A 9925-nucleotide genomic window follows, 5' to 3' on the forward strand; every position below is an offset into this window, starting at 1 on the left:
GGGTGGGCTCAACACTCGTGTCACCAGCTACCTTCTGGAGAATCGAGCTCGGCCATCCCTCCCTGGACGGGCATCGCTCGACGATGTTCAACGGCTCCCTCACGGGGCCGTCGTTTTGTGGGGGCTATTCCATCCACAAGTCGTCGAGGTTCTTGAAGTTCCAGAGCGTCGGGTCTTCGGGGCCAGTGATACTGTCCTTGCAACTCGTGGCCGCCAGGTCGATGGTCTGCATCGGGATCGGCTCTCTCGAGCGTAGCGAGAAGAACACGCGAACCTTGGGAGTCAGCAGTGATTCCATTCCCGGCTCAACGACAACGGCCAGACGCTGAGAGGACAGGCGAACCAAGGAGCCGACGGGGTAGATGCCCACGGCCTTGACGAAGGCGTGGAAGATGCGTTTGTCGAAATGGCCCTCCCACTTGGCCATCTGCCGCATCGCCGCGGACGGGTCCCACGGCTTTTTGTAGGCTCGCTCCGACGTCACGGCATCATAGACGTCGCAGATTGCGCCCATGCGGGCCAGGAGTGAAATGGCGTCACCGGCCAAGCGATCCGGGTAGCCGGTTCCGTCGATCTTCTCGTGATGGTGCAGGGCAATGTCCACCACCCCGGGCTCGGCCCCGCCTGCGCGCAGCATCTTTGCGCCCTCCACAGGGTGGCGCTTCATGATGGCGAACTCGGCATCGGTGAGCTTGCCTGGTTTGTTAAGCACTTCCAGCGGCATCGCGGCCTTGCCTAGGTCGTGCATCAGTCCGCCGATGCCAGCCAGGCGCGTTTGCTCCTCGTCTAGATCGAGATGCCGGGCCAGCGATAGCATCAGGGCGCAGACGGCAACCGAGTGCAGGTAGGTGTAATCGTCGTGCGTTTTGATGCGTGCGACGCTGATGAGGGCATGAGGTTGGCGCAGCACCGAGGCAGCGATTTCTCCGACCAGCGGCAACGTCGTGCTTGGGTCGACGGCCTTGCCAAGCCGGGCTTCCTGGAACATGTCCATGACTTGGGACTTGGCCGCAAGACAGAGTTTCCGTGCATAACACATTTCGCTCTCCATTGAGGTTGCGCCGTCACTTTTCTTGCTTAGTGGACTAGACGGCAGAGATTGCTCCTCCGACAATTCTCTGGGCTCTGGGCTCTGGGCTCTGGGCTCTGGGCTCTGGGCTCTGGGCTCTGGGCTCTCTGGGCTCTCTGGGCTCTCTGGGCTCTCTGGGCTCTCTGGGCTCTCTGGGTCGACTTGGCTTTTGGCCAAGTCGACCCAGACCTCCCCGACGCCACATTCTCGAATGGCAGAGAGATCCTGAGGCTCGGTCAGCAGGAAGCTGCCGCGCCAGAATGGGTGTCGAACCCAAGAGCCGGCGAGCTTGTGGATGTACATGCCGAGACGAAGCTCGGATACGGGAATGCGTTTTACCAACTTATTTTCCTTTCTGAGTTGGGTGGTTAGGCGTGCGCCGAGGCTGGCACCCAGCGGTAGAGCGGAGGTAAGGTCACGCCAAGATTCTTGGATCAGCCGGAACCGCCGAAATTTCCGTCAGCCGATCAACATGGCTTTGTCTCGCGCTCGGTCGATGCGTTCCTGCATCGCCTGCATGACTTCTTCGTGGGTGTACGACTTGGCGTTGGGGTCGTCGGCCTCTCGGAGAGCTTCCTCGACCTCGCGGGTCATCCGCGCATATTCTTCCGGCCACAGCGCTTGCTCCATGCGCAGCGACGCCTGCCCAAGCAGGTGCAGCAGGCCGAACAGCCGCATGTCATTGGTGGCGACGACGTGCTCTCGAATCCGCTCCTGGATCACCTCGCAGGCCCGATGCGCCTCTGGCGTCGCCGTGCCCTCGTAGCCGGCTGGGAGTTCTGCTTCTTCAGCGATTCGCGCCCAAGCGATAGCCAGCGCCTCGATGGTGGACAGGTTCATTTGCTCATCCACTTGCGCAGCAGACGCTTTTTCAGGGAGGCGCGCTCTTGCGGATTGCGTCCCTTGTGGTTGGCAATGCGATCCGCCGTGGCGGCCTGGCGCTTGATGGGCCAGTAGGAGCGGCCATCCTTACCCATCGACCAGACGTTGCTGACCTGGTTTTCCAGTAGAGGCAGATGGGCGCATAGAGCTTCCGGCGACGCGCTGGCCAGCGCGGTGCGCTCGTGGGTTCGCCAGCGCTGATGCCAGAGTTTCTTGTCCTCGCGCTCGCTACGGCAGGTCGTGTGCCCAACGATGGGCGTTTTGCGGCGGCTGCGGCTCATGATGTGGTTGTCTCCAAGAACATTCAGGACAGGCTTTCTGGGTAGAGCGCCGTCAACCGGGACAGGGTTTCTTGCACTTGTTCCAGCGAGGTCATCAGATGATCAACCTGATCCTGAAGATCCACGGCGAGATCAAATAGCTCAGCCACTCGGCTGCGTGATCCCTCGTTGAACGCGGCCATTGCCAGTTGATGCAGCTTCAACAGGTCGGTGCGCAGTTGCGGAGGTGCGCCGTCTGCGCTGTCATTCAAATCGCCGCGCAGCACGTCCACGGCATCGACTGCACGCAGCAGTGCCGTGGTATCGAAATTCTCGGGAGTCAGTTCGTCCCATTCGTCGTCGGTGATGCGGGCTGCCATCAGGAGAGCTCCGATTAAGCGGTTGCGAGCGTTAGATGCCCGATCGGCTCGGCTGCTGGCCGTACCTTGATTTCGATGTCGTAGCCGAGGCGATTCAGACAATCCATCAGCTTGCGTTCGGATAGATTGGTGAAGTCGCCGCGCATCATGCCCGACACCTTCGGTTGCGGGATGCCCATGCGTTTGGCCGCCGCTTGTTGAGTCAGCCCAAGGGCGCGCATGGCCCTCCTGATCTCGACCACCAGGCCGGTCTTGATCTTGAGCTTTTCAGCGTCAGGCAGTCCAAGGTCGGCAAAGACGTTGCCCGAGCTGCGCTGAACCTCGACGCCTTCAATGATTCGTTTTTGCATTTCGTAGCTCCTGTGCCAATACCTCGGCCACCTTCAGCCGAGCGCGGATGATGTCCATGTCGGCCTTTGGCGTGGCGATTCCGCTCTTGCTCTTCTTCTGGAAGCAGTGCAGGACGAACACCGCTTCCGCAAACTTGACCGTGTATACCGCTCGATAGGTGCCGCCGGCATCGTCTTCGACGACCTCCAGCACGCCGGTACCACCGAACCCCTTGAGCACCTTTGCTGCGTCATCCTGATCGCCTATCTGCGCCAACGAGAGCGCGTAACCGAAACGGCGACGCACGTCGGACGGCAACGCCATCAAATCCTTGTGGCTGCTCGCGATCCATTCGAGCGGTTTTTCTTTGTTTGTCATGACGGAATTTTATACCTGTTCAGGTAATGATGTAAACGCGGCAACCTCAAGGAGGTGTCGTAAAACATTTGTTTTGCGACAGGCTGTCAGCCGCCGCTGTGCTACCTGTGCAACACCCCCTCAAAAATGTACGGAAAACTCTATCGCTATTCACTATTATGCGGAAACCTGTTTTTGATGGTTATCCGCCTATGTTGGTTGGCTACATGCGCGTGTCGTCGGACTCCGACCGCCAGAGCACGGACTTGCAGCGCGACGCGCTGCTCGCCGCCGGCGTCGATCCGCGTCACCTGTTTGAGGATCGTGCCTCTGGCGCGAAGGATGACCGTGCCGGCTTGGCGCGGGCGCTTGAGTTCGTTCGAGCCGGCGATGTGCTGGTGGTGTGGAAACTCGACCGGCTCGGTCGCTCGCTGTCGCACCTGCTCGCCATTGTGACTTCGCTCAAGGACAAGCGGGTGGCGTTCCGCTCGCTGACAGAGAACCTGGACACTACGACGCCCTCGGGCGAATTCCTGTTCCAGGTGTTCGGTGCGCTCGCGCAGTACGAGCGCGCCTTGATTCAGGAGCGCGTCGTCGCGGGCTTGGCCGCCGCACGCAAACGCGGCCGGATCGGCGGCCGGCCGCAGGCGATCACTGGTGAGAAGCTGGACGCCATCGTCGCCGCGCTCGATGGCGGTATGTCTAAGGCGGCGGTGTGCCGCAACTTCAATGTCAAGCGCACTACGTTGATCGAAACATTGACGCGAGCAGGTTGGCGTGGTGCGGGAAGGACGGTCGATGAGCAACAAGAATAAGCTACTCACCGTCTTTTCTGACGCAGAGCAGGAAGCCTTGTACGGCCTACCGGACTTCGACGATGCTCAGCGGCTGGAATACCTGGCGTTGACCGAATCTGAACTGGCGTTCGCCAGCAGCCGGCCTAGCCTGCAGGCCCAAGTCTATTGCGTCTTGCAGATCGGCTACTTCAAGGCCAAGCATGCTTTCTTCCGCTTCGATTGGCATGAGGTCGAGGACGATTGCGCCTTCGTGCTGAGTCGCTATTTCCACGGCGAAGCGTTCGAACGCAAGGCGATCACCAAGCATGAGCACTACAGCCAGAGGGGTCAGATCGCCGAACTGTTCGGCTACCGGTCGTGGGCGGCTAGCTTCCTGCCGCAACTGGCACAGCAGGCTGAACAGATCGTGCGGCGCGACGTAATGCCAGGATTCGTGGCCGCCGAACTGATCGTTTGGCTCAGCGAGCACAAAATCATCCGGCCCGGCCACACCACCTTACAAGAGCTGGTCAGTGAAGCCCTGTCCACCGAACGCAGGCGCTTGGGCGGCTTGCTGGCAGAAGTGTTGGACGAATCGGCCAAAGCTGCGCTGGGCCAGCTCCTGGTGCGTGACGACACCCTGTCTCAACTGGCAGCGCTCAAGCAGGACGCTAAAGATTTCGGCTGGCGTCAGATGGCAGGGGAGCGCGAGAAGCGCGCCACGCTGAAGTCCTTGCACGGGATCGCCAAGGCGCTGCTGCCCAAGCTCGGCATCTCGCAGCAGAACCTGCTGTACTACGCGAGCTTGGCGAACTTCTATACCGTCCATGACCTGCGCCACCTGAAGGCGGAGCAGACCCGGCTCTACCTGCTGTGCTATGCCTGGGTACGTTACCGGCAGCTCACCGACAACCTGGTCGACGCGATGGCCTTCCACATGAAAAAACTTGAGGACGAGAGCCGCACGGGTGCGAAACAGTCCTTTGTCGCCGAACAGCTGCGACGCCATCAGGAAACGCCGCAGGTTGGCCGCCTGCTGTCGCTGTACGTGGACGACAGCGTGGCCGATCCGACGCCGTTCGGCGAGGTGCGCCAACGCGCCTACAAAATCATGTCCAGGGAATTGCTGCAAAACACGGCGCAGCGCATGAGCGTCAAGCCACTGAACAAACTGGCGCTGCACTGGCAGGCGGTGGACGGCCTGGCCGAACGCATTCGACGCCATCTACGGCCGCTGTACGTCGCGCTCGACTTCGCCGGCACGGCCCCCGATAACCCATGGCTCGCGGCGCTGACTTGGGCCAAGAGCGTGTTCGCCAAGCAGCAGCGCCTATCACAACGGCCACTCGACGAATGTCCGGCGGCAACGCTGCCGAAACGCTTGCGTCCGTACCTGCTGATGTTCGATGCCGAAGGCACGCCGACAGGCCTGCATGCCGATCGTTACGAATTCTGGCTTTACCGTCAGGTCAGGAAACGCTTCCAGGCGGGCGAGCTCTACATTGACGACAGCTTGCAGCACCGGCATTTGTCCGACGAGTTGGTTTCGATGGACGAGAAAGCCGCCGTGCTCGCGCAGATGGACATCCCCTTCCTGCGGCAGCCGGTCAGTGCCCAGCTCGATGCACTGGCGGCCGAGTTGCGTGCGCAATGGGTGGCGTTCAATCGCGAGCTGAAACAGGGCAAGCTGACGCACCTGGAATACGACAAGGACACGCAGAGACTGACCTGGCGCAAGCCCAAGGGGGAGAACCAGAAGGCGCGCGAGCAAGCTCTCTACGAGCAACTGCCATACTGCGATGTCGCCGACGTGTTTCGCTTCGTCAACGGCCAGTGCCAGTTCCTGTCGGCGCTGACACCATTGCAGCCACGCTATGCGAAGAAGGTAGCCGACGCCGACAGTCTGATGGCGGTGATCATTGCCCAAGCCATGAACCACGGCAACCAGGTTATGGCACGTACCAGCGACATCCCGTACCACGTCCTGGAGAGTACCTACCAGCAGTACCTGCGCCAGGCGACGCTACATGTGGCCAACGATTGCATCAGCAACGCCATCGCCGCACTGCCGATCTTCCCGCATTACTCGTTCGACCTCGATTCGTTGTACGGTGCCGTTGATGGGCAGAAATTCGGCGTCGAGCGACCAACTGTGAAGGCGCGCTACTCGCGCAAATATTTCGGCCGCGGCAAGGGCGTCGTCGCCTACACGCTGCTGTGCAATCACGTGCCGTTGAACGGCTACCTGATAGGCGCACACGAGTACGAGGCTCACCACGTGTTCGACATCTGGTACCGCAACACGTCGGACATCGTGCCGAGCGCGATCACCGGCGACATGCACAGCATCAACAAGGCCAACTTCGCCATCCTGCACTGGTTCGGACTTCGTTTCGAGCCGCGCTTCACCGACCTCGACGACCAGTTGCAGGAGCTGTATTGCGCCGATGATCTGGCATTGTACGAGAAATGCCTGATCCGGCCGGCTGGCCAGATCGACCGGCAACTCATCGTCGGTGAGAAGGCGAACATCGACCGAATCGTCGCCACACTGGGCCTGAAGGAAATGACGCAGGGCACGCTGATCCGCAAGCTGTGCACCTATACGGCGCCGAACCCGACGCGGCGCGCAATCTTCGAGTTCGACAAGCTCATCCGCAGTATCTACACACTGCGCTACCTGCGCGACCCGCAACTGGAGCGTAATGTTCACCGCTCGCAGAACCGCATTGAGTCCTATCACCAGCTACGCTCGACCATCGCCCAAGTCGGTGGGAAGAAGGAATTGACCGGCCGCACCGACATCGAAATCGAGATCAGCAACCAGTGCGCCAGGCTGATCGGCAACGCGATCATCTTCTACAACTCGGCGATCCTGTCCCTGCTGCTGACGAAGTACGAGGCAGCTGGCAATGCCAAGGCGCTGGCGTTGATCACGCAGATGTCGCCAGCGGCCTGGCGGCACATCCTGCTGAACGGGCATTACACCTTCCAGACTGACGGCAAGTTCATCGACCTGGATGCGCTCGTGGCGGGACTGGAGCTGGGCTGACGGAAATTTCTGGGATTCCGGCGTACAACCCCGGTTTGGAAATAAATGCGGGCGCCCACCGCACTCACGGCTCAGTTACCATTCTTTGTGCATCGCGGCCGCGCGGCTAGTTGGTAGCTGTTCTAAGCCTAGTCAGTGCCGCCCTTCGCCCCAAGCCCCATAGTCAGATTTGAGAAATGACAGTAGGCGATGCCGCAACGCGCTTCATCGACCTATGTAAAACGACTCCTTTATCGAAATAGTGCACTCATCGCTCTCCACGGCGATCCCTTCATCGCGAATTGCACCGCCCAAGACGATCTGCACTGAAATCAATACTTTCTGATGCCTCTTGATTAGAGATGCCAGCCATAATCATCTCATCGCCAACGCATACGGCGTTCGGCAGCCAACACACTCTCACTCACTACTGGAAGCTCAGACATGAAAACCATAGGCATTGAAAACTCGAAGTCCAGCGTACAGGCCCACTTAACGCTTGGAACCAAAACTATGGGGCTAGGTATCTATGGCGCGTACTTGGCTCTCGCTATTATTTACTTCTGGTTCGGCGGCATGAAATTTACCCACTACGAGGCCGAGGGCCTGGTTCCACTGGTGAGCAACAGCCCGCTTTTGGGATGGGTGTATAGCATTTTTTCGGTCGACATGTTCTCCAGCCTGCTCGGCATACTAGAGATTTCGATCGGCACTCTGATCGCAGGCCGCATGCTGTCGCCCAAACTATCCGTGGTAGGAGGCGCTCTGTCTGCAGGCCTGTTCTTCACAACCCTTAGCTTTATGTTTTCCACTCCGGGCGTCATTGAGCCTAGTTTAGGGTTTCCGGCGATTTCCGTTGCGCCAGGTCAGTTTCTGCTTAAAGACTTAGGGTTGCTTGCTGTTTCGATATTTGTGGCAGGCCATTCGCTGGTTGAACTGGAAAAACGTAAAATTAATGCATAATTTTTTCAATGGCTTAAGGCAGTAATGCCTTAGGCCTTTTTGCCATCATTTTCCCCCGCCAGATCTTTCAACCAGTCACGAGGGCTCAACCCCGTCTTGCGTCTAAATGCGCGAGACAGCGCCGAAGGACTTTCGTAGCCGACTTGAGCTGCAATCAGCGTAATCGAGCGCCCTTCTCGCATCAGCTTCTGAGCCAGGCTAACTCGCCAACTCAACAAATAATCAGCAGGCGTCTGTCCGATGACACTCTTGAAATGCACGGCATACGCAGCGCGTGACATATTTGACTCACTGGCCAGCTCTGCTATTGACCAGGCATGTTCCGGGGAGTTGTGCATCTGTAAAAGCGATCGGGCAAGCCGCATGTCGGCCAGTCCAGCCATCATTCCGGTGCGCAACTGGTGATGATCGAGCAGGTAACGGAGCAACAGAATGATTAGGAGCTCAAATAAGCGCTCAAGCGCGGCTTCCCTTCCACAATGCACATTTGCCGCCTCGGCAAACATCCACTCCAACGTGTCTGCCAGCATGGGCAGATCATCGAGTGCGAGCACCAAACAGTCCGGTAATGAAGCCGACAAAGGATTATCAATTCCGCCCTCAAACTCCATGGAAGCACACAACAACTTTGCGCCATCGGACTCACCCGCAAACAATTGATGCTTGGCGGGGCGTGGCATAAAAATCAAGCTAGGGCGAGTGAGCTGCAAATCCTTGCGATCGGGACCAAGCAACGTCACGCTGCCGGCCTGAAGCAGATGGATATAACCTCGCCGCTCGGCGCCATCGTAAGATGCAGAGCCGCATAGGTCGCCGTCATAGAACAGATTGGCCCGCACGCCGAACCGCGAGAGCAAATTAGACAAACGATCCATTGGCCGATCCTTGACGAGTCAGAACGCACAGACCATACCATCTGCGTTGTCGTTCAGTGCCTGTAGCGAACACAATGTCATCAACCTAAGCTGCAGCCCTGCCCAAGGCAAGCCCCCCGAAGCAGCCAGCCGCCATGGCCGTCGGGCGATGACCAGGCCTCTGCCGCTCAATCAGGCGGTCTAGCTGGGCTGGCGGTGATGTGATCATCGTCTGTTCCGGCTGTCTAGGCGAGATTTCTCGTTCTCCGGACGAGCCTATGCCGACCGCTTGTGGCCAGCTTTTTTGCACGGAGGTTGGGCGGTGGTGTTTCTTCAGCGCGTCGGTTTGTAGCCCTCACAACCTCGGCTGGCTGCGCGTTTGCGTTGGCGCGCAAAGCTACGGCCTGAGCGTACGGCACTGAGGCTTTTAGCCATCAAGGCCAGCACATTGCTCAGCCCCTGAGCACAGTGCCGCACCAGCAGCTCGACCAGGGTATTTTTGAGCCGTGACACGCCTTGGGTGAAGTTGACTTTCCATCGCAGCTTGCGACCTTTGTGGCGCTGTTCGATGACCGGCTGTAGCAGGTGCTGCATCAACAGCGCCAGGTTCTTCAACAGTTGAGCGGCATGAAAGTCCTGCTTTACAGCGGTCACGCTGCGGCCGCTGAAGTTGTCCAGCGTCAGGGTTTGTTTGAGGCGACGGAAATCGGTTTCGATGCCCCAGCGGCGGTGGTAAAGCTCGGCAAACACCTCAGCGGGAAAGGCTTCTCGATCCAGCAGCGAGGTCAGCAATACTTCGCTTTCGCCGTTGGCCAACTCGACCCGGATCAGTCTCAGCTCGATCTGGCTGGCAGGATCAACGCCAGCCTCGGAGCAGAACAGACGTGCTTCAGGATGGTTGGCCACGAAAAGCTGTGTGTCTTCAACTTGGCCAGAGTGTAGAAACGCTTTGACCTGGGCGTTATAGCCACAGGGCAGGCGCATCAGAAAGTGCCGCTGTTGCTGCGCGAACAGCGCGAATAA

10 protein-coding genes and 1 pseudogene are annotated in these 9925 nt (G+C 59.1%); 3 read left to right on the forward strand and 8 right to left on the reverse strand.

Annotation, left to right across the window (positions count from 1 at the left end; translation table 11 throughout):
• Positions 1-124 precede the first annotated feature (124 nt).
• From HBO12_RS27745 to HBO12_RS27770, 6 genes are all read right to left on the reverse strand, one after another.
• Positions 125-1411 carry an HD-GYP domain-containing protein gene (locus HBO12_RS27745; protein ID WP_169906937.1) on the reverse strand — a complete coding sequence of 429 codons (1287 nt, stop codon included), beginning with the start codon at positions 1409-1411 and terminating at the stop codon, positions 125-127.
• Between the two features lie 117 nt (positions 1412-1528).
• Positions 1529-1909, reverse strand: a complete 381-nt coding sequence (locus HBO12_RS27750) for a hypothetical protein (protein WP_001054412.1) — start codon at positions 1907-1909, stop codon at positions 1529-1531.
• Positions 1906-2232 (reverse strand): hypothetical protein, encoded by a 327-nt coding sequence (locus HBO12_RS27755; protein WP_000091614.1) that lies wholly within the window; start codon positions 2230-2232, stop codon positions 1906-1908. Before HBO12_RS27755 ends, HBO12_RS27750 begins: the two co-directional genes overlap by 4 nt.
• Positions 2233-2255: 23 nt before the next feature.
• Positions 2256-2591 carry a hypothetical protein gene (locus HBO12_RS27760; RefSeq protein WP_000741275.1) on the reverse strand — a complete coding sequence of 112 codons (336 nt, stop codon included), beginning with the start codon at positions 2589-2591 and terminating at the stop codon, positions 2256-2258.
• Between the two features lie 14 nt (positions 2592-2605).
• A complete protein-coding gene (locus HBO12_RS27765) occupies positions 2606-2941 on the reverse strand; it encodes a helix-turn-helix domain-containing protein (protein ID WP_001172026.1) in 336 nt (111 codons plus the stop codon).
• Positions 2922-3299, reverse strand: a complete 378-nt coding sequence (locus HBO12_RS27770; protein WP_042933781.1) for a type II toxin-antitoxin system RelE/ParE family toxin — start codon at positions 3297-3299, stop codon at positions 2922-2924. The genes HBO12_RS27765 and HBO12_RS27770 overlap by 20 nt, the downstream gene beginning before the upstream one ends.
• 191 nt (positions 3300-3490) lie before the next feature.
• On the opposite strand from HBO12_RS27770, the gene HBO12_RS27775 reads away from it, so the two are divergent.
• The 3 genes from HBO12_RS27775 (at position 3491) to HBO12_RS27785 (ending at position 8048) form a co-directional block, all read left to right on the forward strand.
• Entirely contained in the window at positions 3491-4093 is a 603-nt protein-coding gene (locus HBO12_RS27775) for a recombinase family protein (protein ID WP_010465829.1), read from the forward strand.
• On the forward strand, positions 4077-7106 hold the full coding sequence (locus tag HBO12_RS27780) for a Tn3 family transposase (RefSeq protein WP_010799689.1): 3030 nt from the start codon (positions 4077-4079) through the stop codon (positions 7104-7106). Before HBO12_RS27775 ends, HBO12_RS27780 begins: the two co-directional genes overlap by 17 nt.
• Positions 7107-7529: 423 nt before the next feature.
• Positions 7530-8048 carry a YkgB family protein gene (locus HBO12_RS27785; RefSeq protein ID WP_003464991.1) on the forward strand — a complete coding sequence of 173 codons (519 nt, stop codon included), beginning with the start codon at positions 7530-7532 and terminating at the stop codon, positions 8046-8048.
• A 29-nt stretch (positions 8049-8077) separates the two neighbouring features.
• On the opposite strand, the gene HBO12_RS27790 is transcribed toward HBO12_RS27785, so the two are convergent.
• Complete coding sequence (locus HBO12_RS27790) at positions 8078-8923, reverse strand: AraC family transcriptional regulator (protein ID WP_003464995.1); 846 nt, start codon at positions 8921-8923, stop codon at positions 8078-8080.
• Positions 8924-9235: 312 nt separating this feature from the next.
• Positions 9236-9925: pseudogene (locus HBO12_RS27795) on the reverse strand (IS4-like element ISPa1635 family transposase); the annotation flags it as partial.

Origin of the sequence: Pseudomonas sp. WS 5059, assembly GCF_012985525.1 — a bacterium.
Lineage (GTDB): Bacteria > Pseudomonadota > Gammaproteobacteria > Pseudomonadales > Pseudomonadaceae > Aquipseudomonas.

Bases quoted from the DNA above. Each gene is read 5' to 3' on its own strand.
- HBO12_RS27760 (WP_000741275.1), bottom strand. From the start codon at position 2,591: ATGGCAGCCCGCATCACCGACGACGAATGGGACGAACTGACTCCCGAG.
- HBO12_RS27770 (WP_042933781.1), bottom strand. From the start codon at position 3,299: ATGACAAACAAAGAAAAACCGCTCGAATGGATCGCGAGCAGCCACAAG.
- HBO12_RS27750 (WP_001054412.1), bottom strand. From the start codon at position 1,909: ATGAACCTGTCCACCATCGAGGCGCTGGCTATCGCTTGGGCGCGAATC.
- HBO12_RS27780 (WP_010799689.1), top strand. From the start codon at position 4,077: ATGAGCAACAAGAATAAGCTACTCACCGTCTTTTCTGACGCAGAGCAG.
- HBO12_RS27755 (WP_000091614.1), bottom strand. From the start codon at position 2,232: ATGAGCCGCAGCCGCCGCAAAACGCCCATCGTTGGGCACACGACCTGC.
- HBO12_RS27775 (WP_010465829.1), top strand. From the start codon at position 3,491: ATGTTGGTTGGCTACATGCGCGTGTCGTCGGACTCCGACCGCCAGAGC.
- HBO12_RS27785 (WP_003464991.1), top strand. From the start codon at position 7,530: ATGAAAACCATAGGCATTGAAAACTCGAAGTCCAGCGTACAGGCCCAC.
- HBO12_RS27765 (WP_001172026.1), bottom strand. From the start codon at position 2,941: ATGCAAAAACGAATCATTGAAGGCGTCGAGGTTCAGCGCAGCTCGGGC.
- HBO12_RS27790 (WP_003464995.1), bottom strand. From the start codon at position 8,923: ATGGATCGTTTGTCTAATTTGCTCTCGCGGTTCGGCGTGCGGGCCAAT.